This window comes from Microbacterium sp. MYb66, from assembly GCF_002979435.1.
Taxonomy (GTDB): Bacteria; Actinomycetota; Actinomycetes; order Actinomycetales; family Microbacteriaceae; genus Microbacterium.
In genome coordinates this window covers 1-25,332 of record NZ_PCOV01000015.1, presented here as the reverse complement: position 1 = coordinate 25,332, position 25,332 = coordinate 1, and the positions used below count along the sequence as shown (strand labels likewise).

General features: G+C 70.7%; 29 protein-coding genes. 15 read left to right on the top strand and 14 right to left on the bottom strand.

Annotated features, from left to right (window positions below; translation table 11 throughout):
• Nucleotides 1-9: 9 nt before the first annotated feature.
• The 3 genes from CQ045_RS18175 to CQ045_RS18165 are packed head-to-tail and all read right to left on the bottom strand — an operon-like array spanning nucleotide 10 to nucleotide 2,656.
• Complete coding sequence (locus tag CQ045_RS18175; protein WP_105726345.1) at nucleotides 10-690, bottom strand: bifunctional 2-polyprenyl-6-hydroxyphenol methylase/3-demethylubiquinol 3-O-methyltransferase UbiG; 681 nt, start codon at nucleotides 688-690, stop codon at nucleotides 10-12.
• Nucleotides 691-701: 11 nt separating this feature from the next.
• Nucleotides 702-1,397: a response regulator transcription factor gene (locus CQ045_RS18170; protein ID WP_105726343.1), complete on the bottom strand. Its 696-nt coding sequence runs from the start codon at nucleotides 1,395-1,397 to the stop codon at nucleotides 702-704.
• Nucleotides 1,394-2,656, bottom strand: a complete 1,263-nt coding sequence (locus tag CQ045_RS18165; protein WP_105726342.1) for a sensor histidine kinase — start codon at nucleotides 2,654-2,656, stop codon at nucleotides 1,394-1,396. The genes CQ045_RS18170 and CQ045_RS18165 overlap by 4 nt, the downstream gene beginning before the upstream one ends.
• A gap of 148 nt (nucleotides 2,657-2,804) precedes the next feature.
• On the opposite strand from CQ045_RS18165, the gene CQ045_RS18160 reads away from it, so the two are divergent.
• Genes CQ045_RS18160 through CQ045_RS18150 form a run of 3 tightly spaced genes read left to right on the top strand, consistent with a single transcriptional unit; the run spans nucleotide 2,805 to nucleotide 4,604 of the window.
• Nucleotides 2,805-3,242, top strand: coding sequence for a VOC family protein (locus CQ045_RS18160; RefSeq protein WP_105726340.1), 438 nt, complete (start codon nucleotides 2,805-2,807; stop codon nucleotides 3,240-3,242).
• A gap of 1 nt (nucleotide 3,243) precedes the next feature.
• Nucleotides 3,244-3,936 (top strand): helix-turn-helix domain-containing protein, encoded by a 693-nt coding sequence (locus CQ045_RS18155; protein WP_105726338.1) that lies wholly within the window; start codon nucleotides 3,244-3,246, stop codon nucleotides 3,934-3,936.
• Between the two features lie 32 nt (nucleotides 3,937-3,968).
• A complete protein-coding gene (locus tag CQ045_RS18150; RefSeq protein WP_105726376.1) occupies nucleotides 3,969-4,604 on the top strand; it encodes a dihydrofolate reductase family protein in 636 nt (211 codons plus the stop codon).
• Nucleotides 4,605-4,620: 16 nt separating this feature from the next.
• Here the strand turns inward: CQ045_RS18150 and CQ045_RS18145 are convergent, their stop codons facing one another.
• Nucleotides 4,621-5,424 (bottom strand): HAD family hydrolase, encoded by an 804-nt coding sequence (locus tag CQ045_RS18145; RefSeq protein WP_105726336.1) that lies wholly within the window; start codon nucleotides 5,422-5,424, stop codon nucleotides 4,621-4,623.
• Nucleotides 5,425-5,441: 17 nt separating this feature from the next.
• Nucleotides 5,442-6,299 (bottom strand): exodeoxyribonuclease III, encoded by an 858-nt coding sequence (locus CQ045_RS18140; RefSeq protein ID WP_105726334.1) that lies wholly within the window; start codon nucleotides 6,297-6,299, stop codon nucleotides 5,442-5,444.
• Nucleotides 6,300-6,336: 37 nt separating this feature from the next.
• Here CQ045_RS18140 and pyrE point away from each other — a divergent pair, with 37 nt between their 5' ends.
• Both pyrE and CQ045_RS18130 read left to right on the top strand, forming a co-directional pair.
• Complete coding sequence (pyrE, locus tag CQ045_RS18135; protein WP_105726332.1) at nucleotides 6,337-6,897, top strand: orotate phosphoribosyltransferase; 561 nt, start codon at nucleotides 6,337-6,339, stop codon at nucleotides 6,895-6,897.
• A complete protein-coding gene (locus tag CQ045_RS18130; RefSeq protein ID WP_105726330.1) occupies nucleotides 6,894-7,796 on the top strand; it encodes an ROK family protein in 903 nt (300 codons plus the stop codon). The genes pyrE and CQ045_RS18130 overlap by 4 nt, the downstream gene beginning before the upstream one ends.
• A gap of 21 nt (nucleotides 7,797-7,817) precedes the next feature.
• On the opposite strand, the gene CQ045_RS18125 is transcribed toward CQ045_RS18130, so the two are convergent.
• From CQ045_RS18125 to CQ045_RS18110, 4 genes are all read right to left on the bottom strand, one after another.
• Nucleotides 7,818-8,087, bottom strand: a complete 270-nt coding sequence (locus CQ045_RS18125; protein ID WP_105726328.1) for a hypothetical protein — start codon at nucleotides 8,085-8,087, stop codon at nucleotides 7,818-7,820.
• A gap of 4 nt (nucleotides 8,088-8,091) precedes the next feature.
• Nucleotides 8,092-8,319, bottom strand: coding sequence for a hypothetical protein (locus CQ045_RS18120; protein ID WP_105527391.1), 228 nt, complete (start codon nucleotides 8,317-8,319; stop codon nucleotides 8,092-8,094).
• Nucleotides 8,320-8,441: 122 nt separating this feature from the next.
• Complete coding sequence (locus tag CQ045_RS18115; protein ID WP_105726326.1) at nucleotides 8,442-9,605, bottom strand: sugar MFS transporter; 1,164 nt, start codon at nucleotides 9,603-9,605, stop codon at nucleotides 8,442-8,444.
• Nucleotides 9,602-10,504 carry a MurR/RpiR family transcriptional regulator gene (locus CQ045_RS18110; protein WP_105726374.1) on the bottom strand — a complete coding sequence of 301 codons (903 nt, stop codon included), beginning with the start codon at nucleotides 10,502-10,504 and terminating at the stop codon, nucleotides 9,602-9,604. The genes CQ045_RS18115 and CQ045_RS18110 overlap by 4 nt, the downstream gene beginning before the upstream one ends.
• A gap of 167 nt (nucleotides 10,505-10,671) precedes the next feature.
• Between CQ045_RS18110 and CQ045_RS18105 the strand changes: the two genes are divergently transcribed.
• From CQ045_RS18105 to CQ045_RS18065, 9 genes are all read left to right on the top strand, one after another.
• Nucleotides 10,672-12,219, top strand: a complete 1,548-nt coding sequence (locus tag CQ045_RS18105) for an ABC transporter substrate-binding protein (protein WP_105726324.1) — start codon at nucleotides 10,672-10,674, stop codon at nucleotides 12,217-12,219.
• Nucleotides 12,220-12,285: 66 nt separating this feature from the next.
• Nucleotides 12,286-13,257: an ABC transporter permease gene (locus CQ045_RS18100; RefSeq protein ID WP_105726322.1), complete on the top strand. Its 972-nt coding sequence runs from the start codon at nucleotides 12,286-12,288 to the stop codon at nucleotides 13,255-13,257.
• On the top strand, nucleotides 13,254-14,141 hold the full coding sequence (locus CQ045_RS18095; RefSeq protein ID WP_105726320.1) for an ABC transporter permease: 888 nt from the start codon (nucleotides 13,254-13,256) through the stop codon (nucleotides 14,139-14,141). The genes CQ045_RS18100 and CQ045_RS18095 overlap by 4 nt, the downstream gene beginning before the upstream one ends.
• Complete coding sequence (gene murQ / locus CQ045_RS18090) at nucleotides 14,138-15,043, top strand: N-acetylmuramic acid 6-phosphate etherase (protein ID WP_105726318.1); 906 nt, start codon at nucleotides 14,138-14,140, stop codon at nucleotides 15,041-15,043. The genes CQ045_RS18095 and murQ overlap by 4 nt, the downstream gene beginning before the upstream one ends.
• Nucleotides 15,043-16,233 carry an anhydro-N-acetylmuramic acid kinase gene (locus CQ045_RS18085; protein ID WP_105726316.1) on the top strand — a complete coding sequence of 397 codons (1,191 nt, stop codon included), beginning with the start codon at nucleotides 15,043-15,045 and terminating at the stop codon, nucleotides 16,231-16,233. The genes murQ and CQ045_RS18085 overlap by 1 nt, the downstream gene beginning before the upstream one ends.
• Nucleotides 16,230-16,778 carry a GNAT family N-acetyltransferase gene (locus CQ045_RS18080; protein WP_105726314.1) on the top strand — a complete coding sequence of 183 codons (549 nt, stop codon included), beginning with the start codon at nucleotides 16,230-16,232 and terminating at the stop codon, nucleotides 16,776-16,778. The genes CQ045_RS18085 and CQ045_RS18080 overlap by 4 nt, the downstream gene beginning before the upstream one ends.
• The gene (locus tag CQ045_RS18075) at nucleotides 16,775-17,926 is read left to right on the top strand and encodes an enolase C-terminal domain-like protein (protein WP_105726312.1); all 1,152 of its coding nucleotides are present in this window, start codon (nucleotides 16,775-16,777) and stop codon (nucleotides 17,924-17,926) included. The genes CQ045_RS18080 and CQ045_RS18075 overlap by 4 nt, the downstream gene beginning before the upstream one ends.
• A complete protein-coding gene (locus CQ045_RS18070; protein ID WP_105726310.1) occupies nucleotides 17,923-19,026 on the top strand; it encodes a serine hydrolase in 1,104 nt (367 codons plus the stop codon). The genes CQ045_RS18075 and CQ045_RS18070 overlap by 4 nt, the downstream gene beginning before the upstream one ends.
• The gene (locus CQ045_RS18065; protein ID WP_105726308.1) at nucleotides 19,023-20,651 is read left to right on the top strand and encodes an ABC transporter ATP-binding protein; all 1,629 of its coding nucleotides are present in this window, start codon (nucleotides 19,023-19,025) and stop codon (nucleotides 20,649-20,651) included. Before CQ045_RS18070 ends, CQ045_RS18065 begins: the two co-directional genes overlap by 4 nt.
• Before the next feature lie 39 nt (nucleotides 20,652-20,690).
• On the opposite strand, the gene CQ045_RS18925 is transcribed toward CQ045_RS18065, so the two are convergent.
• From CQ045_RS18925 to CQ045_RS18045, 5 genes are read right to left on the bottom strand one after another with little or no spacing between them, the layout of a single operon-like run.
• Nucleotides 20,691-20,858, bottom strand: coding sequence for a hypothetical protein (locus CQ045_RS18925; protein ID WP_181156637.1), 168 nt, complete (start codon nucleotides 20,856-20,858; stop codon nucleotides 20,691-20,693).
• Nucleotides 20,855-21,433 (bottom strand): YdeI family protein, encoded by a 579-nt coding sequence (locus CQ045_RS18060; RefSeq protein ID WP_105726306.1) that lies wholly within the window; start codon nucleotides 21,431-21,433, stop codon nucleotides 20,855-20,857. The genes CQ045_RS18925 and CQ045_RS18060 overlap by 4 nt, the downstream gene beginning before the upstream one ends.
• Nucleotides 21,434-21,436: 3 nt before the next feature.
• Nucleotides 21,437-22,249, bottom strand: a complete 813-nt coding sequence (locus CQ045_RS18055; protein ID WP_021198233.1) for an HAD-IIA family hydrolase — start codon at nucleotides 22,247-22,249, stop codon at nucleotides 21,437-21,439.
• 53 nt (nucleotides 22,250-22,302) lie between these two features.
• Complete coding sequence (locus CQ045_RS18050; protein ID WP_105726304.1) at nucleotides 22,303-22,935, bottom strand: metal-dependent transcriptional regulator; 633 nt, start codon at nucleotides 22,933-22,935, stop codon at nucleotides 22,303-22,305.
• 9 nt (nucleotides 22,936-22,944) lie between these two features.
• Nucleotides 22,945-23,601 (bottom strand): TetR/AcrR family transcriptional regulator, encoded by a 657-nt coding sequence (locus CQ045_RS18045; protein WP_105726302.1) that lies wholly within the window; start codon nucleotides 23,599-23,601, stop codon nucleotides 22,945-22,947.
• Between the two features lie 83 nt (nucleotides 23,602-23,684).
• Between CQ045_RS18045 and CQ045_RS18040 the strand changes: the two genes are divergently transcribed.
• Complete coding sequence (locus tag CQ045_RS18040; RefSeq protein ID WP_105726300.1) at nucleotides 23,685-25,298, top strand: amidohydrolase; 1,614 nt, start codon at nucleotides 23,685-23,687, stop codon at nucleotides 25,296-25,298.
• Nucleotides 25,299-25,332: the final 34 nt, after the last annotated feature.

Sequence of the window (25,332 nt, the reverse complement as noted above, 5' to 3'; positions counted from 1 at the left end):
GCTCCGAGGCTATCGCGGAGCGTCGGCGACCGTGCCCTCCGGCTCGGTGCCCTCCGGCTCGGTGCCCTCCGGCTCGGTGCCCTCCGACTCGGTGGTCGGTTTTGTCCAGGACAGCAGGTAGCGATAGTAAAGACCGCGCCTGAGGCGGGCGCCGGGGAGCAGCTCTCCGGCGAGGGCGCGGATGTCGGCCACGCTCAGCTCCGCGGGGGCGGTGGGGACGCCGATGTCGCGGGACTCCCGGTGCAGCATCGATCCCAGCCGCACCCACGGCAGCGCGAGCGCGGAGAGGAGCCCGTCGGCGATCGTCCGATTGGCGGCGAGGCCGACGACCAGCAGACATCCCCCTGGTCGAAGGAGCGCCGCCGCCTTCGCCAGCGACGATCGCGCGTCCATGTGGTGGAGCGTGGCCACGAAGGTGATGACGTCGAATCGACGGCCGTCGGCGTCGAAGTCCGCGAAATCGGTGGGGATGACGGTGGCGTTCGACGTGCTCCGGAGCCGTGTGCGCGCACGCTCAGCCGTTGCCGCGTCGGGCTCGACTCCCGTCACCGTCAGGCACGACGGTGCGAACCTCTGCAGCAGCAGGCCGTCCCCGCATCCGACGTCGAGGACATCGTCCGTGCGACCGCGGGAGGCGGCGCGGAGGATCCACGGGTGGTAGGCCGTGTTGTGATTCCAGTAGTCGATCACGCCGGCCCGCTCTAGGCGAGGCCCATGCGGTGCGCGAGCACGACCGCCTGCACGCGATCGCGCGCGCCGAGCTTCTGGAGGATGCGTGAGACGTGCGTCTTGACCGTCGCCTCGCCGATGAACAGGGCTCGCGCGATCTCGGCGTTGCTGCGGGCATCGGCGAGCAGCGTGAGCACCTCGGCCTCGCGTTCGGTGAGCGGCTCGGCGAGGTCGACCCTCGGGATCGTGCCGCTCCCGATCGACACGGCTGCCGCTGCCGCCGGTGGCGACGCGGGGGTCGCGGCGAACCGAGCCAGCACGCGACGCGTCACCTCGGGGGCGAGCATCCCGTCGCCCGCCGCCAGAGCGCGGACGGCGGCGATCAGGTCCTCGGCGCCGGCGTTCTTGAGCAGGAAGCCGCTGGCACCGGCTTCCAGCGCCTGATGCAGGTAGTCGTCGCGATCGAAGGTCGTGACGATCGCGATGGCGGCTCCGACCGCAGGATCGGCGACGATGCGACGGGTCGCCTCGATGCCGTCCATGTCGGGCATCTGCACGTCCATCGTGATGACGTCGGGGTGGAGGGCGGATGCCTGCGCCACCGCCTCGGCGCCGGACGAGGCCTCGCCGACCACGGTGATGTCGGGCTGCGTGTCGAGGATCGTGCGGAACCCGGCGCGCAGCAGCGCATGGTCGTCGACGAGCAGGACGCGGATCGGGTCGGTCATCGCACGCTCGATCCGGTCGCCGCGGGGAGCGGAACGCGGGCGCGGACGCGGACGCCCCCGAGCGCGCGCGACGTCACCTCGAGGGTGCCGCCGGATGCCGCGGCGCGCTCCCGCATCCCCAGCTGCCCGAGACCCGGACGGAGGTGGGCGACCGTGCGGCCGGTGTTCACGATCTCGACCTCCACGCCGTCGTCGTCGTAGCGCACGCGGACGTCGGCGGTGGCGCCGGAACCCGCGTGGCGGCGGGCGTTGGTCAGCGACTCCTGCGCGATCCGGTAGAGGTTCACGGCGACGAGAGAGGGCACCGCCACCGGCTCCCCGATCACCGCGTACTCGGTCGGCAGCCCCGCCTCGGTGGAAGCCTCGGCGAGTTCGGCGATGTCGTCGAGTTCGAGCGTGGACGCGGCATCTGTCGTCTCTCCGCCCGGCGTGCGCAGGGTCTCCAGCAGTTGGCGCAGCTCGTGGATCGCATCGCGCGCCGAATCCTCGATGCCGGTGAGGATGCGCGTCGACTCCGCGGGATCGCGCTCGAGCACCAGGCGCGCGGCGCCCGCCTGCACGCCCATGACCGACACATGGTGGGCGACGACGTCATGAAGCTCGCGAGCGATGCGAACCCGGTCGAGAGCGACGGCCTGGGCGGCGGTGACCTCGCGCTCGCGCTCCAGCTCCGCCGTGCGCTGCTCGAGCACCGAGAGCTGCGCCGCCGCGGCCCAGGAGCGCTCGCCGAAGTAGTAGGCCCCGCCGAAGTAGAGCACGTTCAACAGCAGCTGGATGAGCATGAAGGCGACGTAGGGGGACATGGCCCCGGCGATGACATCCGCCTTGTCGGCTTCGCGGATCGCGTCGCGGTACATCGTGATCAGCAGCCACACGAACATGCTCACGATGATCCCGACGCGCACGATGACCGCGCGCCGACGGTTGTTCATCCAGGCGCCGGCCGTGTAGATGGCGATGAACATCGCGATGTTGCCGACGTAGATCTCCGGGATGCGGATCGTCACCGCGGTGAAGTACGCCGCCACCACGATGATGGCGACCGTGCCGGGCCAGCGGCGGCGGACCGCCAGGGGGGCGGTGACGACCGCCGCGTACACGAGGGCGGTCCAGAGCGGTGCCTGCTCGTCGCCGTAGATCTCGGCGATCGAGGACAGGCCTGCGCTCAGCACGGCCCCGACGAACAGGATGACCGCGAGCAGGATGTCGCTTCGTCGCTCACGCTCGGTCGGCGTGCGGGTGAACGGTGCGGCGGGCATCCCTCCACCGTAGGGCGGGGCGGGGGCGAAGGCATCCCCCGTGCGGCGGATCGGATCGAACTTGCTATTGACAAGCAGAGTTGTTTTTTGCAAGCTAAGGGTGAGGGCCCACCGACCGATGAGCCCAGGCATCGACAGAGGAGTCGTCATGACGAAGGTCTTCGTCAACCTGCCCACCCGTGATCTCGAACGGGCCAAGGCGTTCTACACCGCCCTCGGCTGTGAGATCAGTCCGCAGTTCACCGACGAGAACGCCGCATGCATCGTCTGGAGCGAGGACATCTACTTCATGGTCCTCAAGCGCGAGTTCTTCGCCACGTTCACCGACAAGCCCATCGCCGACCCGAACGAGGTCGCCCAGGTGTCCGTCGCCTTCAGCCGGGATTCCCGCGACGACGTCGACGCGATCCTCGCCAAGGGCCTGGCCGCCGGCGGGACCGAGCCGAAGCCCGTGCAGGACTACGGCTTCATGTACTCGCGCGACCTCGACGACCCGGACGGCAACTCGCTCGGCTTCCTCTACATGACTCCCGAAGCCGTCGAGAACGGGCCGGACCACGTGGCGGATCACGCCGCGTCGGCCTGACATGGCGGCGCGCAGCTACGGCCAGTACTGCGGTGTGACGACGGCCGTCGAGCTGATCGGAGAACGGTGGGCGCTGCTCATCGTCCGCGATCTGCTCGTCGGACCCCGTCGCTACACCGACCTCAAGCAGGGGCTGCCGCGCATCCCCACCAACATCCTCTCCACGCGTCTGAAAGACCTCCAGGAGGGCGGGGTCGTCCGCCGGGTGCCGCTGCTGAACTGCGGCCTCGTGTACGAGCTCACCCCGTACGGGCGGTCGTTCGAGCCGATCATGCTCGCCCTCGGCCGCTGGGGGTTCCAGGCCATGGGTGATCCGGAGGAGGGTGATGTCGTCACCCCCGACTCGCTCACCATGGCGCTGCGCACGGCGTTCCAGGCGGAGACCGCGACGGACGCCGAGTACGAGCTGCACGTCGGCGACGTCGCGCTGCGGGCATCCGTGCGAGAGGGCGAGCTCCGGGTCGCGCAGCTCGCGCCGCCGGCCCCGCCCGTCGGCGGCCGGCTTCCCGACGGGGAGCCGGATGCCGTGATCGTGGCCGGTCCCGGCATCCGTCGCCTGATCGGCGGCGAGATCACCCCCGCCGAAGCGCTGGCGCAGGATGTCGTCGCCGTCGTCCGCGGCGACGAGTCGCTGCTGGAGTCGTTCGCCGCGACCTTCCACATCGCGCGGATGCACGCTGAACTGAACGTCTGAACCGACGTCTGATGCACACCGAGGAGTACGACATGAACGACCACACATCAGGCCGCATCCTGATCGACCTGTTCACCTCGCTCGACGGGGTGGCACAGGGTCCGGGCGGCACCGACGAGGACACCTCGGGTGGGTTCCGCTTCAGCGGCTGGCAGGCCGGATACCCCTCGTCCGGCGTCGGTCCCGAGGTCGAGAAGGGCATGCGCGGACTGGATGCGCTGCTGCTCGGCCGACGCACGTACGACATCTTCGCGGCGTACTGGCCGCATCACACCGAGGGGGAGTCGGGCGACATCGGCACCCTGTTCAACCGGGTGCCGAAGTATGTGGCGACCCGACAGGCCGACCTCGCGCTCGACTGGGAGGGGAGCACGCGCGTCGGCGACGACCTCGCGGCACAGGTGGCCGCGATGCGCGCCGCCCATCGAGAGGTGCATGTGATCGGCAGCCTCGACTTCGTGCACACGCTGCTCGCCGAAGGGCTCTTCGACGAGCTGAACCTCTGGGTGTATCCGCTCCTGCTGGGCGCGGGCAAGAAGGTGTTCGACGACTCCGCGCTGCCGTCGGTCCTGCGCCTTCTCGAGCCTCCCGTCACCGACGACGGCGGCGTGACCCTGCTCCGCTACGGCCGGACCGATCGGGTGCCGGGGGTCGGCACGTTCGACTGAGCCGTCTCCCGCAGACTCAGCCGAGCAGCCGTTCGATCACCTGTGCGACGCCGTCGCCGTCGTTGGATCCGGTGACCTCGTCGGCGGCGTCCTGCACGACGGGCTCGGCGTCGGCCATCGCGACGCCGTGGCCCGCCCAGCGCAGCATCTCGACGTCGTTGAGCGCGTCGCCGAAGGCCACGACCTCGGCGCGATCGATGCCGAGGTGCGCGCACAGCCGAGCGAGACCGGTGGCCTTCGTCACGCCCTCGGCCATGACCTCGACGAACGGCGCACCCGACAGCGTCGCCTCGAAGCCGGTGAGGCCCAGGGAGCGCAGCGTGTCGAACAGCGCGGCCGGGGCGAGCTCGGGATGCCGGATCACGAACTTCAGACTCGGAGCCGCGAGCACCTGATCCAGGGGTACGCCGCCCATCGTCGCAGGATCGCGCTTGTGATCGGAGAGGTCGGCGATCTCGGCGTAGCCGTGCTGCGCCACGAAGGTCTCCCCGCCTTCACGCACGCTCGCGAACAGCAGGCCCGGGATGCTGGCGCGCAATGCTTCGGCGAGCGTGCGGATCGTGTCGGCAGGGAGCTCTTCGGCGAACAGCATCCGCCCGTCGTCGAGGTGCACGGCGTAGGCGCCGTTGCTGCACAGCGCCCAACCCTCGAAAGCCGCGTCGGCCGCGATGGCACGGAGTCCGATGGGCTGGCGGGCCGTCACCGGCACGACGTGCACACCCCGGTGCCGGGCGGCATCGAGAGCCGCGCGCGTGCGCGGCGTGACAGCGGACGAGGAGTCGAGCAGCGTGCCGTCGAGATCGGTGGCGATCAGCCGCATGCTCACGGGAGCGGCCGTCAGGAGAAGATCATCGGGAGGTCGTCGTCTTCGGCGCTGTCCGTTCCCAGACGGCGACCGTCGAGGTCGACGACGACGGGGACGTGGTCGCTGGGCTGCTCGCCCTTGCGCTCGTTCCGGTGGATCGAGGCGCCGGTCACCGCTTCGGCCAGTGCGCGCGATCCCAGGACGAAGTCGATGCGGATGCCCTCGTTGCGCGGGAACTTCAGGCGCTGGTAGTCCCAGTACGTGAAGCCCTCCGGGAGCAGCGGACGCACGACGTCGGTCACGCCGGCATCGGCGAAAGCGAAGAATGCGTCGCGTTCCTGCGGGGAGACGTGGGTCGACCGGCCGACCACGATGTCGGGATCGCCGTTGTCGTGGTCGAACGGGATGATGTTGAAGTCGCCGACCAGGGCGAGCGGCAGGTCGGGGTTCGCCGAGAGCTCGGCGGCCGTCGACTTCTTCAGCTGCTCGAGCCAGTGCAGCTTGTAGAGGTAGTGCGGGTCGTCGAGCGAACGGCCGTTCGGGACGTACAGGCTCCAGACCCGGACCCCGTCGACCATCGCACCGAGAGCGCGCGCCTCGAGCGGGGCATCCGGACCCTCATGCCCTTTCGCGAAGCCCGGCATCCCGTCGAACGCGGTGCGCACGTCGGTGATCGGCAGGCGGCTCGCGATGGCGACGCCGTTCCACTGGTTCAACCCATGCACCTCGACGTGGTACCCGGCCTCTTCGAACGGACCGTACGGGAACTGCTCGGGCTTGCACTTGATCTCCTGCATCGCCAGCACGTCGATGTCTTCACGGACGGCGAACTCGACGGTGCGGGTGACGCGGGTGCGGATGGAGTTGACGTTCCAGGTGGCCAAGCGCATGCGTCCAGCCTAGAGCCCACCTCCTACACTGGATGCCGTGACCGCACTCGACGCAGACCGCCGGACCCTCCTCGACCTGATCAAGGACGAGGCGGTGTTCCACGGCGACTTCACCCTCTCCAGCGGCAAGAAGGCGACGTACTACGTCGACATGCGCAAGCTCACGCTCGACCACAGGGCGGCGCCCGCGATCGGCCGCATCATGCTCGACCTGATCGGCGATCTCGACGTGGTGGCCGTCGGCGGCCTCACCCTCGGCGCCGACCCGATCGCGAACTCCGTGCTGCACGCCTCGGTCGCCGCGGACCGCCCGCTCGACGCGTTCGTCGTGCGCAAGGAGCCCAAGGACCACGGTCGCGGCCGCCAGATCGAGGGCGCCGACGTCAAGGGCAAGCGCGTCGTCGTGCTCGAAGACACCTCGACCACCGGGCAGTCGGCGCTCAAAGCCGTCGAAGCCCTGCGCAAGGAAGGCGCCGAGATCGTCGCGGTCGCCGTGATCGTCGACCGCAAGACCGGAGCGCAGGCCGCGATCGAAGCCGAGGGACTCGAATGGCGCGCCGCCTTCGACCTCGACGACCTCGGGCTCGACCCCCAGTGACCCGCTACGCCCTCGCCGTCGACGTCGGCGGCACGAAGATGGAGGCCGCGCTCGTCGCGGAGGACGGCGTGCTCGTCGACGGCAGCCGCAGTCGGCAGGCGACCGGCCGCGAAGCCACGCTCGAGTCGCTGGACGCCGCCGTCGTCGCGATCGTCGAGCACGCACTCGCCGCGCTGCCCGCCGACGCCGAGCTGGTCGGAGCGGGCATCGGCAGCGCCGGCCCCGTCGACCGCACCGTCGGCGCCATCATGCCGGTGAACATGCCCCTCGCCCGCGGCTTCGGCCTCCGGGAGGCTGTTCGCGCGGCGGCATCCACCATCGTGGGGCGCGACGTGCCGACCGTCCTCGGCCATGACGGAGGAGCGCTGGCGCTCGCCGAATCCTGGCTCGGCGCCACGCAGGGCGCCGGGGCGTCGCTGTCGATCGTCGTCTCGACCGGTGTCGGCGGCGGCTTCGTCGCGAACGGGGCCTACATCCCCGGTGCGACCGGCAACGCCGGACATCTCGGACAGGTGCGCCGCGAAGGCGGCCTCACGCTCGAGGAGATCGCGTCGGGTCCGGCGAGCGCGGCCTGGGCGCAGCAGCAGGGCTGGGCCGGGGCGACGGGTGAAGACCTCGCGCGGGATGCGGCGGCCGGAGTCGCCGTCGCACGCGCGGCGATCGAGCGATCGGCCAGGGAGGTGGGGGAGGCACTGGCGGATGCGGCCACCCTCGTCGACCTGGATGTCGTGGCCATCGGTGGAGGCTTCTCGCGGGTGTCTGCGGACTACATCGACCTCGTGCAGCAGGCACTCACCGCGAGTGCCGTGCACGAGTACTCCCGCCGCACCCGTGTCGTGCGCTCGGGGCTGGGCGACGAGGGGCCGCTGATCGGCGCCGCCGCCCTCGTGCTGCGGTAGAGCTTCCCTCCGGAGGGACTATCAGCGGCTCGCAGTGACCAGGCGACGCGGTGGGCCCTCGAGTCGGGCGACGGATATCTTCAGGTCGGTGACGTCTGCGGCTACCGCGTCGATGCGAGCACTGAGCTTCTCGTCGACAGCGTCGATGCGGGTGCTGAGCTTCTCTTCGACGGCGTCGATGCGATCGTCGATTCTGCGCACCATCCATGCGCCTGCGGCGAAAAGGCTGGTGCCGAGGGTGAGTACGATGCCGATCGCGCTGATGACGATCGTGAGGATCTCGGTGGTCACCGTCTCATCTCCTTCCCGCGGTGAGCAGACGTCGTGGTGGTCCTTCGAGCCGGGCGACGGAGATCTTCAGGTCGGTGACGTCGGCGGCGACGGCGTCGATGCGGGAGCTGAGCTTCTCATCGACGGCGTCGATACGTCGGACCATCCACGCGGCGCCGACGAACATGCTCGTGCCGAGCGTCACCACGACACCGACCGCGCTGATGATGATCGCGAGAACTTCCGTGGACACGTTGCTCTCTCTCCTTGCTCGGATGGGTGTATCGACGACGTTACGCCGCCTTCGCCGGTGGGTGCGCCGGTATTCCAGCATCTGTGAAGAGGTCGGTGGTGTCGCGAGGTGTGGAGGAAGTGTCAGCTCGCCGCGGGTGTCTGCGACGGTGTCCGCGACGCGACCAGCATCAGCACCGGAACGAGTGCGCATAGCACGGCCGAGACGAGGAACGTCGTGCTGGAGGCCGGATCCCGACCGATCAGCAGGATCAGCGTGGGCACGAAGGTACCGCCCACCGCGCCGCAGGCGACGAGTGCTCCGGTGACGGCGGCGCTGCGGGCCGGGTCGAGCCGGTCGAGGGCGAGCCCCAGGATGAGGCCGTAGCTGGGGGCGAGGAGCACCACCACTGCGGCGAGCGCGACAAGAGCCCATGCCGGAGCCGGTCCGACGAGCATGCCCGCCGCCGCCATCAGCACGGCCGCGGTGCTCGTGGCGGAGGCGAGGATCGCGACCGGGGCGACGGACAGTCGACGCAGTCCCGCGGCGCCGAAGCGGCCGAGAGCCATCAGCCCCCAGAAAGCCGAGGTCCCCAGCGCGGCGGTGCCGGGATCGATCGTGAGGATCCGCTCCGGGATCACGGCGGACCAGCCGGAGAGCACGGTCTCGACGCCCACGTAGAGCGGCAGCGCCACGGCGAACGGCAGGAGTACGAGCAGTCCACGCACGTCGCGATGCGCGGGCACGTCTTCGCGGGCCGGGGCGGGAGCCGAGCCGGCGAGCATCACGACGGTGACGAGCGGCACCACCGCGAGGATGCCGAGGGCGGGGCGCATGTCGGAGCCGAGGGCGACCAGCAGCGGTGTGACGGCAGCGGAGACGGCGACCGTGCCGAGCAGGGCGCTGAGCAGCCCGGTCGCGCTGCCGACCGCCAGGGACTTCGCCGCCACGGAGCCTGCGGCCTCCACCAGTCCGAACCCGAGCCCGGCGACCGTCGCTGCGGCGATGAACAGCGCCGGGGTGCCGGCCACGGCCACGGCGATGACGGCGGCAGCCTGCAGCGCGCTGCCGAGGAGGAGCGCGGTCTGCGGCGGCCGACGCGTCAGGAGCGGCCCGGAGACCAGCACGCCCGCCAGCAGCCCCGCGAACAGGGCGGGGACCGCGGCGCTGAGATCGGCGCCGATCGCCCGCTCTGCGGAGGGGAGGATGGCCGGAACGAGGGCCGCCGTGACGCCGAGCCCCGCGAACGCGGCGAAGAGCCCTGCTCGCGCGCGCCCTGCTCGCGCGCGCCCCGCTCCGTTCGTCACGCTCCGGTCGTCCGCACGCGGTGCACGGCGGCGAACGTGTCGCGCAGCGCCTCCATCGAGCGGTCGTAGTTCGATTGGGCGACGCCGATGAAGATGCAGTCGACCACCATGAGCTGGGCGATCCGGCTTCCGAGCGCGCCCGACCGGAACCCTGTTTCGCGAGCGGCTGTCGTGAGCACGATGTCTGCCTGATCGGCCAGCGGGGCCCCGGCGTGGTTGGTGATGGCGATGGTCGTGGCACCCGCCCGACGCGCGAGCAGCAGGAACTCGATCGTGTCGGTGGTGGCGCCGCTGTGCGAGACCGCGATCGCGACGTTTCCGGGCCCGAGCGTGGCCGCCGAGGTCCAGGCGGCGTGCGGGTCGGACCAGTCCAGTGCCGTGCGGCCGATGCGGGTGAGCTTGCGCTGCAGGTCGAGCCCGACGATGGAGCTCGCGCCGACGCCGAAGATGTCGACCCTGGTCGACGACGTGATGGCTTCGACCGAGGCGCGCAGCGATTCGGTGTTGAGCACCTTCGCGGTGTCGGCGAGCGAGAGCGTCTCGGCGAGGGAGACCTTGGCGACGATGTCGGCGAGCGTGTCATTGCGGTCGATGTCGCCGGACACGGCGGGGAGCGCTGCGGTGTCGAAGGTCTCCCGCTCCACATCGCGCAGCACGTGGTTGCGGAGCTCCCGCACATGCTCGTAGCCGAGCCGCTTGCAGAAACGCACGACCGAGGTCGTCGAGGTGTCGCAGCGCTGCGCGAGCTCCGCGATCGAGAGTCCTGCCGTGCCGGCGGGATCCGTGAGGAACAGGTCGGCGATGCGCTGCTCGCTCGGACGCAGTTCGGGACGGATGGCGCGCATGCGCACGAGCACGGGGTGCCCGCCGGCTTCGTCGCGGGCGGCTTCATGGGGCATGGGGTCTCCGATCGGTGTCTCATACACTAGGGGAACTTCTGTTACATCAGAAGCGACTTTCGTGTACTTTTGGTACTTACCCAGACCGACGATGTTCGCGGGGCGTCAGGCAGCACCGCCTGGACCAGCCCCTGGGCGACGCGGTCCCCAGCCAGGAGGAATCTGCAATGAGCACAGCACGGCGAGCGTCACTCGGCGCTCTCACTGCCACGGGCGTCGCATTGGCGCTCGTGATCACCGGTTGTTCCGCACCCGCGTCCGACCCGAAGCCCGAGGAGGGCGCTGCCGGTGGCGACCTCGTCATCGGCGTCACCAGCGATCCCGACACCCTGTTCCCGTGGAAGGCCACACAGTTCCAGGCCGTCAACGTGCTGCAGAACCTGTACGGCACGCTGACCGAGTTCGACGAGGAGCTCAACGTCGTCCCCGGCCTCGCCGAGTCCTGGGACGTCTCCGAAGACGGTCTCACCGTGACCTTCCACCTGCGTGAGGGCGTCACGTTCGCCGACGGCAGCACGTTCGGCTCCGAAGACGTCAAGTACTCGCTCGACGCGATCGCCGCCGAGGCCACCGCGGCCGTGGCGCGCAGCTCGCTCGCCTCCGTCACCGGTGTCGAGGCCACCGACGAGACGACCGTCACCGTCACGCTCAGCGCTCCCGACGCCGCGCTTCCCGCGAACCTCGCCGTGATCAACATGGCGATGCTCTCCTCGGACGACACCGAGGAAGGCCTGAACACGACGCCGAACGGCACGGGGCCCTTCATCCTCGACGACCGCAAGGCGAGCCAGTCGATCACGCTCGCCAAGAACGAGGACTACTGGGGCGACACCGCCCTGCTCGACACCGTCGAGTTCCGCGTGATCCCGGACGAGTCCTCGATCGTCTCGGCGATGCAGTCCGGCAACGTGCAGCTGGCCGTGTTCGACGACCCGCTCGTCGCGCAGACCGCCGAGGGTGCGAACGTCGAGGTCGCGACCACGCCGCAGCTGAGCTACCACGCGCTGCAGCTGAACGCCACGCGCGGCGACCTCACCGACGTCAACGTCCGACTCGCCATCCAGTGCGCGATCGACCGTCAGGAGGTGCTCGACACCGCCGCCCTCGGCGAGGGCGAGGTCACCGGACCCATCACCTCTCCCGCGTACAAGTCCGACCCCGACGCACGTCCGTGCCCGGAGCGCGACCTCGACAAGGCCGCCGACTACCTGAAGAAGGCGGGCAAGGAGGACGGCGTCACCATCAAGACGATCGTCTCGCAGGGCGAGTACGCCACCTCGGTGAACGAGGCGCAGAACCTGAAGGCTCAGCTGGCCGACGCGAAGATCACGCTCGAGCTCGAGGTCCTCGAGTCCGGCGCCTTCGTCGACCGCTGGATCGCGGCCGACTTCGACGCCGCTGTCGCGCTCAACGGCGGTCGTCCCGACCCCGACGGCATGTACGGGCGCTACTTCACCAGCACCGGAAACCTGAACAAGGTCGCCGGCTACTCCTCGCCCGAGCTCGACGCGCTGTTCGCCGAGGGCCGCCAGACGGCCGATGCCGATGAGCGCAAGGACATCTACGCGCAGGTCTCCGAGAACCTCGAGGACAACGCGGCGTGGATCTGGCTGTTCACGAGCTACACCTACACGGCCACGGCATCCACCGTCGACGGCTTCGTCCCGATGGTGAACGGCTCGCTGCAGTACCTGCGGACCACCTCCATCAAGTAGCGGATCGAGGGGGCGCGGCCGGCCCGCGCCCCCTCCCTCCCCGACGACAGGCACCCACACACTCGCATGTTCAGACAGCTCCTCCGCAACAGCGTGCTGCGACGCATCCTCGCAGCCCTCGGCACGCTCCTCGGCGTCGCCATCTTCGTCTTCCTGATGCTGCGCGCCATCCCCGGCGACCAGATCAGCTCCGGCCTCGGCACGGAGGCGGCCGCCCTCACTCCTTCGCAGCGTGCCGCCCTCGAGGCCTACTACGGCCTCGACCAGCCGCTCTTCGTGCAGTTCTTCTCGTGGCTGGGCAACATCTTCACCGGCAACCTCGGCTTCTCGTCGCGGGCGCAGACGAGCGTCCTCGACCTCACCCTCGCCGCCCTGCCCGTCACGTTCGAGCTCGCGATCTTCTCGATCGTGATCGCCCTGGCCATCGGCATCCCGCTCGGAATGCTCTCCGCGTCGAAGCCCGACTCGGTCCGCGACGGCTTCGGCCAGGTCGTCGGCCTCGCCGGTCTCTCGATCCCCGCATTCCTCCTCGGCACCGCGCTGTTGGCGATCCTCGCCTCGTCGTTCGGGTTCAACCCGAACGGGCAGGGCTACGCGACGCTCTTCGAAGACCCGCTGCTGAACCTCCAGCAGATGCTGCTGCCGTCGATCGTGCTGGGCTTCGGCATCGCCGCGCCCATCATGCGCACGACCCGCACCGCGGTGCTCGAGATCCGCTCCAACGACTTCATCCGCACCGCGAAGGCGAAGGGCGTGCCGCCGCGTCGCCTGCAGGTGCGGCACGTGCTCGGCAACGCGCTCGTGCCGATCGTCACGATGACCGGCCTGCAGTTCGGCTACCTCCTCGGCGGTGCCGTGGTGGTGGAGCAGATCTTCTCGCTCCCGGGCATCGGACGACAGGTGCTGCTCGGCATCCAGCAGAAGGAGTACGCGCTCGTGCAGAGCACCGTCCTCGTGATCGCGCTCGCCTTCGTCATCGTCAACCTGCTCACCGACCTGCTGTACCGGGTCATCGATCCTCGGGTGCGTGCCGCATGACCGACATCTCTCAGACCTCGGCCCTCGCCCCCGGCGGCGGGCGCACCATGGAGCGCGTGCGCCTCCTGCTGCGCAGCCGCAGCGGGCTCACCGGCCTCATCATCGTCATCCTGCTCGGGGTGCTCAGCCTCGTGTCGGCATTCGGGCTGCTGCCGTTCGACCCGCTCGCGCAGGATCCGCCGTCCCGCCTGCAGCCGCCGTCGGGCGTGCACTGGTTCGGTACCGACCAGTTCGGCCGCGACGTGTTCTCGCGCGTCGCCGCCGGCGTCGCGAACTCGGCGCTGATCTCGCTCGTCGCGGTCGCCTTCGCCACCGTCGTCGGCACCGTGTGCGGACTCATCGCCGGCTTCTACCGCGGCTTCTCCGACGGGGCGATCACGGCCGTCACCAACGTGCTGTTCGCATTCCCGCCGCTGCTGCTCGCCCTGTCGCTGGCGTCGGTGTTCGAGCGCAACTGGTTCACGATCGCCGTGGCCATCGCGATCGTCTACGTGCCGATCTTCATCCGCGTGACGCGAGGGCCCGTGCTGTCGCTGCGCGAGGTCGAGTACGTCAAGGCCGCCAAGAGCACCGGGCAGAGCCGCATGGCGACCATGTTCCGCCACGTGCTGCCGAACATCACGTCGATCATCATCGTGCAGGTCACGCTCTCGCTGTCCTGGGCCGTGCTCACGGAGGCCTCCCTGAGCTTCCTCGGTCTCGGCACCCCGCCGCCGGCTCCCTCGCTCGGCTCGATGATCTTCGAGGCGCGCACGCTCGTCACGATCGCTCCGTGGACCATGATCGCGCCCGGCGTGATCGTCGTGCTGCTCGTCGTGGGTCTGAACCTGCTCGGCGACGGCCTCCGCGACAGTCTCGACCCCCGGAACAGAGGAAAGCGATGACCATGGAGGACCTCGGCGGACTCGCCACGGAGGCGAGCGACCCCCGCTATGCGGAGCTCGACCTGATGAGCGTGGCCGAACTCGCGCAGACGATGAACGAGGCGGATGCCACCGTGCCAGCCGCCGTGCAGCGCGCGCTCGGACAGATCGTCCCGGCCATCGAGGCCACGGCCGCGCGCATGGCGCAGGGCGGGCGCCTGGTCTACGTCGGCGCAGGTACGCCCGGTCGCATCGGCGTGCTCGACGCCTCGGAGTGCCCGCCCACCTTCAGCACGCCGCCGGAGCTGGTGTTCGCGATCATGGCCGGTGGCCCCGGTGCCATCGTGAACCCCGTCGAGGGCGCAGAGGACGACGCGGAGGCGGGGGCTGCGGCCATCGACGCCGCCGGTATCGGCCCGCTCGACACCGTGATCGGCATCGCCTCGAGCGGGCGGACGCCCTATGTCGTCGCCGCGGTCCGCCGCGCAGGCGAACTCGGTGCGCTCTCGGTCGGGCTGTCCTGCAACACCGGGACCGTCCTCAGCGACGCAGCCGAGCACGGCATCGAGGTCGAGGTCGGCCCCGAGGTGCTCTCCGGATCCACGCGGCTCAAGTCGGGCACCGCCCAGAAGCTCGTGCTGAACATGTTCTCGACCATCTCGATGGTGCGCAACGGCAAGGCCTACGGCAACCTGATGGTCGATGTGAAGGCGACGAACCACAAGCTGCGCGAGCGGGCGATCCGGATGGTGCAGACCATCGCGGATGCCGACCGCGACGCGGCGGTGGCTGCTCTGGAGACGGCTTCCTACGACGTCAAGCTCGCGTCGATCATGATCCGCCGCGGCGAGGACCTCGCCGCGGCCACCGCACGACTGCGCGCGGCCGACGGTCGGCTGCGCACCGCACTGGAGGAGAACTGATGCGCGTCCTCGGACTGATCTCCGGCACCTCGCACGATGGGATCGACGCCGCCGTCGTCGACTTCACCACCAGCGGCGGCTTCACCGCGCACGGTGTGGATCTGCACGGCACGGTCCTCGCGGCGACGAGCGTGCCCTACGCTCCGGAGCTGCGGGCCCGACTGATCGCGGCGCTTCCGCCGGCGCAGACGACGCTCGCCGAGGTGGCGGAGCTCGACACCCTCATCGGTCAGGCGTTCGCCGAGGTCGCGGCCGACATCGCGGCGGAGGTCGGCGGCATCGACGCGGTCTGCTCGCACGGGCAGACGGTGTACCACTGGGTCGACGGCGCGCACGCGCTGGGCACCCTGCAGATCGGGCAGCCCGCCTGGATCGCCGAGAAGGTCGGCGCCCCGGTGGTCTCCGACATCCGCATCCGCGACATCACGGTCGGCGGACACGGCGCCCCGCTGGTGTCGTTCCTCGACGAGCTGCTGCTGCGCTCGCGCGCGGGGGTGTCGGCGGCCCTGAACCTGGGCGGCATCTCGAACATGACCGTGGTGCGTCAGGACGGCCTCGTCGCCTACGACATCGGCCCCGCGAACGCGCTGGTCGACGCGGTCATCGTCGAGCACGGCCTCAACCCGCTCGGATACGACGACGATGCCGCGATCGCCCGCACCGGACAGGTCGACGACGCGCTGCTGACCGCCCTGCTCGAAGACCCGTACTACGCCCTCACGCCGCCCAAGAGCACCGGCAAGGAGCACTTCCACCTCGGCTACGTGCACGAGCACCTCGCCGCGCAGCACCGTGAGATCGCGGTCGCCGATGTCGTGCGCACCCTGACCGAGCTCACGGTCCGCACGGTCGCGCGCGACGTGGAGGCGGCAGGCATCGGCTTCCTCGCCGTGTCGGGAGGAGGATGCCGCAACCCGCTGATCCTCGACGGACTGCGCGCCGCACTGCCCGGGACCGAGGTCGTGCTCGCCGACGAGCTGGGCGCCGCGGCCGACAGCAAGGAGGCGATCCTCCTCGCACTCATCGGCTGGTCGACGCTGCACGGCGTTCCCGCGATCGTTCCCGGCGGCACGGGTGCGCGCGAGCCCCGGATCCTCGGCACCATCACGCCCGGGGTCGGCCCGCTGCAGATGCCGGAGCCCGTCGCATCCATCGACTCCCTCTCCCTCGCGGAGGCCGCGGCATCGTGAGCCTCCAGGTGCGCCCCGCCACCCCGGACGACCTGTCCGGGGTGCTCGAGGTGTTCCTCGCGTGCTGGCGGGAGAGCTACCGGGGCGTGCTGCCCGATGCGGCGATCGACGCGATGACGGATGAGCGGGCCGAAGCGCTGTGGCGCCGGGTGCTCGCTGATCCGGTGGGGGTCGTGCTCGTGGCAGAGCGGGACGGAGTGATCGTCGGGATCACGCGGTACGCCGCGACGCCCGGGAACGACAGCAGGATCGAGGACGGTCGGATCGAGGGCGGTCGGATCGAGGGCGGTCGGATCGACGGGGCCGTGCACTCGCTGTACGTGTCGCCCCGTGCCCACGGCGGCGGGATCGGCGGTGCGCTGTTGGGGCGGGCGACCACGGAGCTGCAGGAGGCCGGGGCCGAGGCCGCGACGCTCTGGGTGTTCGCGGCGAACCTTCCCTCGATCGGCTTCTACGAGGCCAAGGGTTGGCGCGCGGACGGCGCGACCCGTACGCAGCCCGAGTTCGGTCAGCCCGAGCAGCGCATGCGCAAGGAGTGGACATGAGCGTGGTGGAGTGCATCCGCGTGCTCCGGGTGCCGTCGCCCCTGGTGCGCCCGTTCGTCACGGCCGTGCGGCGGACAGACCACCTCGAGGTCGTCCTCGTCGAGCTCATCGACGCCGAGGGCCGCAGCGGCTGGGGCGAGGCGGCCACGAGCTGGCGCGTCACCGGGGAGAGTCCGCAGAGTGTGGCCGCCGCGGTTGCGGGGCCGCTCGCCGAGGTCGTGCTCGGACGCGACGCCGCCGATCCCGATCTCGCGTCTCTCCTCACCCGCGCGGTGTGGGGCAATGCCGCCGCCCGCAGCGCGGTCGAGTGCGCCCTCGCCGACCTCGCCGCTCAGCAGCGCGGCCTCCCGCTCGTCGCCGACCTCTCGCCGGAGTCCGCGGTGAACAACTCCTCGAGAACCTCGCGCATCCGCACCGACATGACCCTGTCGGCGGGGGAGCCGTCCGAGATGGCGGCGCTGTCCGAGGAGCACGTCGCTGCGGGCTTCGGATGCCTCAAGATCAAGGCCTCCGCCGCGCACGACACGATCGCCGGACTCCGGGCCGTGCGGTCGACGGTCGGGTCCGACATCACGCTGCGCGTCGACGCGAACCAGGCCTGGGATGCCGAGACCGCGATCCGCGTGATCCGCGCCGCCGAAGACGCGGGACTCGGTCTCGAACTCGTCGAGCAGCCGGTCGCCGCGCACGCCCTCGCCGCACTCGCCGCGGTCACGTCCGCCGTCGACACCCCGATCATGGCCGACGAATCGGTGCGGACGGCCCACGACGTCCGGATGATCGCCGATCGCGGCGCGGCCGACCTCGTGAACCTCAAGCTCGCCAAGACGGGTGGCCTCGCCGAAGCCCTCGCCGCGGCAGAGGCCGCACAGGCGGCCGGGCTGGGCATCGTGATCGGCTGCATGATGGAGTCGCACGTCGGAGTGAGTGCCGCCGCGCACCTGGCCGCTGCGGTGGCGCCCGGCGTCGTGCACGACCTGGACGCCGGCTTCTGGCTCCGGAGCTCGCCGGTGGCCGGTGGCGTCGCGCTGTCCGGCGATGAGCTCGATCTCGGGTCGTGCACGGGGCTGGGCATCACCGCCCTCGCGCCCGACGCGCGGCCCGAGATCCTCGTCGACCTCTCCGCCCGCTCGGAGGTGCGCGCATGACCGCCGCCGCGGCCGTCGCCGCTGTCCTGGCCACGGATTCCGCTCCTCGGGGAGTCGTCGCCGGAGTCGTCTCCGGCACCGGACGCGACATCGCCGCCGGCGGCCTGGCCGACCTCGCCGGAACCTCGATGACGATCGAGACCGCGTTCGACGTCGCCTCGGTGTCGAAGGTCGCCGCGACCACGACCGCGATCCTGCGGCTGGTCAGTCGGGGCGATCTCGGTTTCGACGATCCGGTCACCCGCTTCGTCCCCGGCACCGCGTGTGCGCCCGGGACGACCGTCCGCCACCTGCTGCAGCACCGCGCCGGCCTCTGGGAGTGGCAGCCGCTCTACCTGGATCGTGTGCATTCCGATGCCGCGGCCGCCGCCGACGCGCTCCCGCTGCGCTACGGACTCGATGAGGGTCGCCACTACTCCGACCTGGGGTTCATGCTCCTCGGCCGCATCATCGCCGCCGTCACCGGTCTGCCCCTGGATGCCGCCGTCCGTGAGCTCGTGACCGCACCCCTCGGCCTCGCCCGCACCGGATACGGTCCGGCGGCTCCGCCCGTCGCGTCCTCCTCGGTCGGCGACGCGGCCGAACGCCGCATGGTCGCCACCGGCGAGCCCTATCCGATCCTCACCACCGCTCGGGACTTCGCCTGGCGCGAGGACGAGATCACGGGCAGCGTCAACGACGGCAACAGCTTCCACGCCTTGGGCGGCATCTCGGGTCACGCCGGACTCTTCAGCACCGCCGACGACCTGCTCACCCTGGGTGCCGCGCTCGCCGCTCCCGAACGGCATCCCGAGCTGTGGCATCCGGATGCCGTGGCCGAACTGCTCCGCGACGGGCCGGACGCCGGGCAGGCGCTGGGCTGGCGCAGCGACACGGTCGCGGTCGGCGGTGGACCGACCCGGATGCTCTGGCACCCCGGCTACACGGGCTGCGCGCTCGGGATCGTGCCGGGCGCCGGCACCGCCGCGGTGCTGCTCTCCACCCGTCTCTTCGCCCCCGCGCCCGCACCGACCGAGGCGCTGTGGCGCACGGCGCTCCCCGCACTCCTGGACGACATCGGCCAGATATCCCGTGACAACGAAGGAACGAGAACATCATGAGCACCACCGAGCCCGTGCTGAGCATCAGCGGCCTCGCCGTCGCCTTCCGGACCGGCTCCGAGCTGGTCACCGCCGTCAGCGACGTCAACATCGACATCGCCGCCGGGGAGACCGTGGCGATCGTGGGGGAGTCGGGGTCGGGCAAGTCGACCACGGCCGCCGCCGTCAACCGTCTGCTGCCGGAGAACGGCGTGATCACCGCCGGCAGCATCCGCTTCGACGGGCGCGAGCTGACCGAGCTGCCGGAGAACGCGATGATCTCGCTGCGAGGCGCCGGGATCGGACTCGTGCCGCAGGACCCGATGTCGAACCTCAACCCGCTGATGCGCGTGGGCGAGCAGATCGGCGAGGCGCTCGAGGTGCACGGCCACACGCACGGCGACGCCACGAAGGCGCGTGTCGTGGAACTGCTGGAGATGGTGGGGATCGCGGATGCCGCGCAGCGCGCCCACCAGTACCCGCACGAGTTCTCCGGCGGTATGCGCCAGCGTGTGCTCATCGCCATGGGGCTGGCCTGCAAGCCGCGCCTGCTGATCGCCGACGAGCCCACCTCGGCGCTCGACGTGACCGTGCAGCGACGCATCCTCGACCAGCTCGACGCGCTGACCGACGAGCTCGGCACCGCGGTCTTCCTGATCACGCACGACCTGGCGCTCGCAGCGGAGCGCGCCGACCGCATCGTCGTGATGTTCCGTGGCCGGGTGGTCGAGGAGGGGACGTCGGAGCAGGTGCTCGGCGCCCCGCAGCACGAGTACACGAAGCAGCTGCTCGCCGCGGCCCCGAGTCTCGCCTCACGCCGCGATGCCCTCCCGCAGCGCGAGGCCGCCACCGGCACGCCGTTCGTCGAGATCCGGAACCTGCGCAAGGAGTTCGCGCTGCGATCCCCCAAGGCCGGGGAGCCGCAGACGTTCACGGCCGTCGACGGTGTCAGCTTCGAGATCCGCCGCGGTACGACCGTGTCGATCGTGGGCGAGTCCGGATCGGGCAAGTCCACGACGGCGAACATGGTGCTCGGACTCGAGGACGCCACCTCGGGGTCGATCCTGTTCGACGGGCTCGACCTGACCACGCTCCGCCGCAAGGAGCTGTTCGCCCTGCGTCGCCGCGTGCAGCCGGTGTTCCAGAACCCGTACGCCTCGCTCGACCCTCGCTACACGGTCGAGCAGTCGATCGCCGAGCCGCTGCGCGTGCACCGCATCGGCACCGCGGCCACCCGGCACGCGCGCGTGCTCGAGCTGCTCGAGCAGGTCGCCCTGCCCGCCGCCATGGCCGAACGTCTGCCGCACGAGCTGTCCGGCGGGCAGCGTCAGCGCGTGGCGATCGCCCGTGCGCTCGCACTCGAGCCCGAACTCGTGGTGCTCGACGAGGCGGTCTCAGCGCTCGACGTGCTGGTGCAGGCGCAGATCCTCGACCTGCTCGCCGACCTGCAGAAGCGCCTGGGCCTGAGCTACCTGTTCATCAGCCACGACCTCGCCGTGGTGCGGATGATCTCCGACGAGGTGCACGTCATGCAGCGCGGTGTCGTGGTCGAGAGCGGCACGCCCGAGCGCATCTTCGACGCCCCGCAGCATCCGTACACGCGCGAACTGCTCGCCGCGATCCCGGGGGCCTCGCTGGCATCCTGATCGGATGCGGCCCGGCGGTGGGAGCAGACGGCCGCGGGATCAGCGCTTGCGGTCGTCGTCGTCCCACGGGCCTTCCCACCAGCCCGCGCGGCCGTCGTCCGAGCCACCGCGTCCGCGGCGGGAGCGCACGAACTGCACGATGAAGACGGTCAGCGAGCTGAGCAGGATCAGGAAGACCACCAGGAACAGCACGTCGCTCTGGTTCATGGACGCTTCCCCTCCGCGGCATCCGCCACGATCTTCGCGATGCGGGCCGACCGGGTCTCCGGACGCTTGGCCATCGCGATGTGCGTGAGCCCGAATTTCTTGACCGACTTCGGGAACGCGTCCCAGTTCTCGCGCGCGGCGGGCACCGCGTCGAGCGCGGCGGTCAGCTCGTCCGGCTCTAGTCCGGCCTCCGGGCCGTCGAGCACGGTCCAGGACCCGTTCGTCTTCGCGACCTCGAGCACGCGGATGCCGGCGGGGGCGAGCAGCCCTTCGGCTTCGAGCAGTGCGATGCGCGCCTTGTTCGTCGCGGCCCACCCGCTGCCGGGGCGCCGAGGGGAGAACCACTGCCCGGTGGCGCGGTCGTCGGTCCCCTCGTCGAAGACGCGCACCGGGCCGTCGATCCACCCGAAGCAGAGCGCTTGCCGCACGGCATCCTCGTACCCGACGCCGTCCGACGATCCGCGCACACTGAGCAGCCAGACGCCCGCCGCCCGCTCATGGTTCTCCTCGAGCCAGGCGCGCCAGGCCGCGGCATCCGCCGCCCTGAGCCGTTCGCCCTCGTCGAGTGCGCCCATCGCCTACTTCTTCGTCTTCACCGTCGTGATCGTCTCGGTGATCCGCGGCAGCAGGTCGGCCACCGACTGCACGATCTCGTCCGGGCGGAACGGGTACTTCTCGATTTCGGCCTGGTCGCTGATGCCGGTGAGCACCAGCACGGTGTGCAGTCCCGCCTCGATGCCGGCGACGACATCGGTGTCCATGCGGTCGCCGATCATGCCGGTGCGCTTCGAGTGCGCGCCGATCTTGTTCAGCGCCGAGCGGAACATCATCGGGTTCGGCTTGCCGACGACGTAGGGCTCCTTGCCGGTGGCCTTGGTGATGAGCGCGGCGATGGCGCCGGTCGCCGGCAGCGGTCCGTCGGTGCTCGGCCCCGTGGCATCCGGGTTCGTGACGATGAAGCGCGCGCCGCCGATGATGAGGCGGATCGCCTTCGTGATCGCCTCGAACGAGTAGTTGCGCGTCTCGCCCACGACCACGAAGTCGGGGTTCGTCTCGGTCATGATGAAGCCCGCGTCGTGCAGGGCGGTGAGGATGCCGGCCTCGCCGATCACGAAGGCAGAGCCGCCGGGGAGCTGCTGCTTCAGGAAGTCGGCGGTCGCGAGAGCCGAGGTCCAGATGCGCTCCTCCGGCACGTGCAGTCCGCTGATGCGCAGGCGTGCCGACAGGTCGCGCGCGGTGAAGATCGAGTTGTTGGTGAGCACCAGGTACGGGATGCCCGCGCTCTCCCATCCGGCGAGCAGCTCGGAGGCTCCGGGGATGGCGTCGTTCTCATGGACGAGCACGCCGTCCATGTCGGTGAGCCAGCATTCGATGTCGTCTCGTTGTGCCATGTGCTCAGCCTAGAGGCCGCGGGCGATGTGCACCTGACCGTGTTGCGGAGCGGTCAGGCGCTGAGCCAGACCACCTGCGCCGCCCCCTCGGGCAGCGCCGTCTGGACGCCGTCGATCTCGACCCCGGATGCCGTGACCTGCACGGTCGATGCGACCGCCAGGCCCAGCGCCTCGAGGGCCCGAAGGAGCTCGGGGTCGCGGTCGTCCACGCGGAGCACGCGGCCGGTGTGCCCGGCCGGTGCGTCGGCGAGCAGCACGAACGGCTCGCGCTCGATGTGCCCGTCGGCGTCCGGGATCGCATCGCCGTGCGGGTCGAACCGGGGGCGTCCGAGGCGGGCGTCGATGCCCTCGAGCAGTCGGTCGCTGATGGTGTGCTCGAGGACCTCGGCCTCGTCGTGCACCTCGTCCCAGCCGTAGTCGAACTCCTGCACCAGCCAGGTCTCGATCAGGCGGTGCCGGCGCACCATCGCGAGCGCACGGAGCGTTCCGGCATCCGTCAGCCGCACCGCGCCGTAGGGCACGTGCGAGACGAGGCCGGCGGCGGCGAGCTTCTTCACCATCTCGGTGACCGACGACGGGGCGATGCCGAGCTTGGCGGCGAGCACCGAGGGGGTGATCGGCGCGTCCTGCCATTCGGTGTGCGCGTAGACGGTCTTCAGGTAGTCGTCAGCTGCGGGGGATGCCACCGGTCCAGCCTACGTGGTGCGCTGGTGCGCCCATGCGGCGAGCCCGTGGATCAGCGCGCGCACGCCGATCTCGAACGTGCGGCGGGCGGGGTCGGCGCTGAGCCGCGCGCGGGCGGTCTCGGCTTCCGCGAAGGTCGGGTACGTCGGGGCGAGCTCGCCCGGTGCCATGTTGTCGGCAGGCGCGAGGGCATCCAGCGCCGAGCCGATGATGAAGGACTCCAGGGCGACGATCGCATCCACGATCGTGTCGGTGGGCCAGCCGTCGGCGGAGAGCAGGCGCGCGATCTGCTCGTAGTCGGCGAACGAGCCCTCGTCGGCATCGATCGGCGACGTCGCCAGCATCACCATGGCCTCGGGGGCGGCGATGGCCGCGTCGCGGTAGCTGTGCGCCCAGGTGAGGAGCGCGTCCTCGACAGGCATCTCGTGCAGCACGGGGGAGACGAGCGCGCGGCTGACCTGACCGCGCATGGCGCGGATCACGGCGTCGCGGTTCGCGAAGTGGTGGTAGAGCGCGGAGGTCCGCACGCCGAGGGATTCCGCGAGAGCTGTCATCGTGAACTGGCGCGGCGTGCGCTGCGCGCTGAGCCGGAAAGCGGCCTTCAGGATGCGCTCCTCGGTGAGCACCTGCGTCGACGGCCGGCCGACGCTGCGCGGAGATTTCGTCATCGTGCTCGATTCTGCTCGGGTGTCTGGTATTTTATTGAAACTCTTTCAATACCGAACGATTCAATACCGACGAAGGTACAGCCATGACCGGTTTCGACGCCGACACCATTGTCACCGGCGCGCACGTGGTGACGATGGACCCGCGCCGCCCGCACGCCTCGGCCTTCGCGGTGCGGGACGGCCGCTTCCTCGCCGTCGGCGACGACGCCCTCATCCGGGAACTGCGCGGCCCGCGTACCGTCGTGCACGACCTCGGCGGAGCCGCCGTGACCCCGGGACTCATCGACGCCCACCTGCATCCGATCCAGGGGATCGAGTTGACGGCCGGGATCGACCTGGGCGGTCTGACCACGGCTGCGACCCTTCTCGCTGCGCTCCGCTCGGAGGCCGACCGTGCGCTCGCCGAGGACGCCGATCCCTGGGTGCGGGGCTGGAACGTCGACTACGACGTGTTCCACGACCTGCCGATGACGGCGGCGGCGATCGAGGATGCGGTGCGCGGGCTGCCTGCGCTGCTGATCCTGTTCGACGGCCACACCGCGCTCGCGAGCCGGGCCGGCCTTGCGCGCGCGGGCATCACCGGAGCACGCGAGAGCGACGACTCGTCGTGCATCGTGGTCGATGCCGACGGGCGCCCGACCGGCGAGCTGCGCGAACTCGGGGCCTATGAGCCGGTGCGGTTGAGCGCACCGGCGCTGACCCGCGACGAGACCCTGGCCGTCGGGCACGAGCTGCTGCGCGGCCTGCGCGACTCCGGGCTCACGGGCGGCACGATCATGGACGGCGGCTTCGCCACCCTCGAGCTGCTGGACGCTCTGGAGCAGGGCCCCGGGCTGCCGATCCGCATCGTCTCGGCGATCGACCACGAGCCCGGATTCGACGAGGAGCGCACGGCCCTGAACCTCGGGATGCGCGATCGTCGCGGCGACCGCTGGCGGGGCGGCGTGGTCAAGCTCTACGCCGACGGCGTGGTCGAGACCGGCACCGCCTGGCTGTATGAGCCGGACACCGCCGGCACGGGGCTGGAGCCGTTCTGGAAGGATGCCGCCGCCTACGCCCGCACCGTGCGACGGTATGCCGACGCCGGGTTCCAGGTGGCGACGCACGCGATCGGCGACCGTGCCGTCGGAGAGGTCGTCGACGCCTACCTGGCCGCCGGCGTGCGCAGTGCCGGCGGGGCGCCCCACCGCATCGAGCACCTCGAGACCACGACCGACCGCGACGTCGCCCGCATCGCCGCCGCGGGCATCACCGCGTCGATGCAGCCCCTCCACATGCAATGGCGCAAGGCCGACGGCTCGGACGACTGGTCGCGCAAGCTCGGGCCCGAGCGCGCCGCCCGTGCCTGGCGTGCGCGTGACTATCGGGATGCCGGAGCGCCCCTCGCCCTCGGGTCGGACTGGCCCATCGCGCAGAACGACGCGCGCATCGGCCTCGCCTGGTCGATGCTGCGCCGTCGGCCGGGCGACCCCGATGCTCCGGTCTTCGAGCCCGCGCAGGTGCTCACCCCGTACCAGGCGCTGCACGGATACACCGTGGGCGCCGCCCTGGCCCAGGGCGATGCCGACCTCGGTCGCATCGCCCCCGGGTTCCGGGCCGACTACGCCGTGTGGGCGGAGAACCCGCTGCACGTCTCTCCGGACGACCTCCCCGACCTGCCCGTACAGGCGACGGTCGTCGGCGGCACCAAGCCCTGACCCCCGGCTCGACCGCACCCTCCCTCCCCCTTCT

Coding starts and splice junctions, on each gene's coding strand:
- CQ045_RS18105 (WP_105726324.1), top strand. CDS start 10,672: ATGAGCACAGCACGGCGAGCGTCACTCGGCGCTCTCACTGCCACGGGC.
- CQ045_RS18045 (WP_105726302.1), bottom strand. CDS start 23,601: ATGACGAAATCTCCGCGCAGCGTCGGCCGGCCGTCGACGCAGGTGCTC.
- CQ045_RS18070 (WP_105726310.1), top strand. CDS start 17,923: ATGACCGCCGCCGCGGCCGTCGCCGCTGTCCTGGCCACGGATTCCGCT.
- CQ045_RS18155 (WP_105726338.1), top strand. CDS start 3,244: ATGGCGGCGCGCAGCTACGGCCAGTACTGCGGTGTGACGACGGCCGTC.
- CQ045_RS18055 (WP_021198233.1), bottom strand. CDS start 22,249: ATGGCACAACGAGACGACATCGAATGCTGGCTCACCGACATGGACGGC.
- CQ045_RS18145 (WP_105726336.1), bottom strand. CDS start 5,424: ATGCGGCTGATCGCCACCGATCTCGACGGCACGCTGCTCGACTCCTCG.
- CQ045_RS18085 (WP_105726316.1), top strand. CDS start 15,043: ATGCGCGTCCTCGGACTGATCTCCGGCACCTCGCACGATGGGATCGAC.
- CQ045_RS18100 (WP_105726322.1), top strand. CDS start 12,286: ATGTTCAGACAGCTCCTCCGCAACAGCGTGCTGCGACGCATCCTCGCA.
- CQ045_RS18165 (WP_105726342.1), bottom strand. CDS start 2,656: ATGCCCGCCGCACCGTTCACCCGCACGCCGACCGAGCGTGAGCGACGA.
- CQ045_RS18110 (WP_105726374.1), bottom strand. CDS start 10,504: ATGCCCCATGAAGCCGCCCGCGACGAAGCCGGCGGGCACCCCGTGCTC.
- CQ045_RS18065 (WP_105726308.1), top strand. CDS start 19,023: ATGAGCACCACCGAGCCCGTGCTGAGCATCAGCGGCCTCGCCGTCGCC.
- CQ045_RS18060 (WP_105726306.1), bottom strand. CDS start 21,433: ATGGGCGCACTCGACGAGGGCGAACGGCTCAGGGCGGCGGATGCCGCG.
- CQ045_RS18160 (WP_105726340.1), top strand. CDS start 2,805: ATGACGAAGGTCTTCGTCAACCTGCCCACCCGTGATCTCGAACGGGCC.
- CQ045_RS18095 (WP_105726320.1), top strand. CDS start 13,254: ATGACCGACATCTCTCAGACCTCGGCCCTCGCCCCCGGCGGCGGGCGC.
- CQ045_RS18925 (WP_181156637.1), bottom strand. CDS start 20,858: ATGAACCAGAGCGACGTGCTGTTCCTGGTGGTCTTCCTGATCCTGCTC.
- CQ045_RS18075 (WP_105726312.1), top strand. CDS start 16,775: ATGAGCGTGGTGGAGTGCATCCGCGTGCTCCGGGTGCCGTCGCCCCTG.
- CQ045_RS18170 (WP_105726343.1), bottom strand. CDS start 1,397: ATGACCGACCCGATCCGCGTCCTGCTCGTCGACGACCATGCGCTGCTG.
- murQ (WP_105726318.1), top strand. CDS start 14,138: ATGACCATGGAGGACCTCGGCGGACTCGCCACGGAGGCGAGCGACCCC.
- CQ045_RS18040 (WP_105726300.1), top strand. CDS start 23,685: ATGACCGGTTTCGACGCCGACACCATTGTCACCGGCGCGCACGTGGTG.
- CQ045_RS18140 (WP_105726334.1), bottom strand. CDS start 6,299: ATGCGCTTGGCCACCTGGAACGTCAACTCCATCCGCACCCGCGTCACC.
- CQ045_RS18150 (WP_105726376.1), top strand. CDS start 3,969: ATGAACGACCACACATCAGGCCGCATCCTGATCGACCTGTTCACCTCG.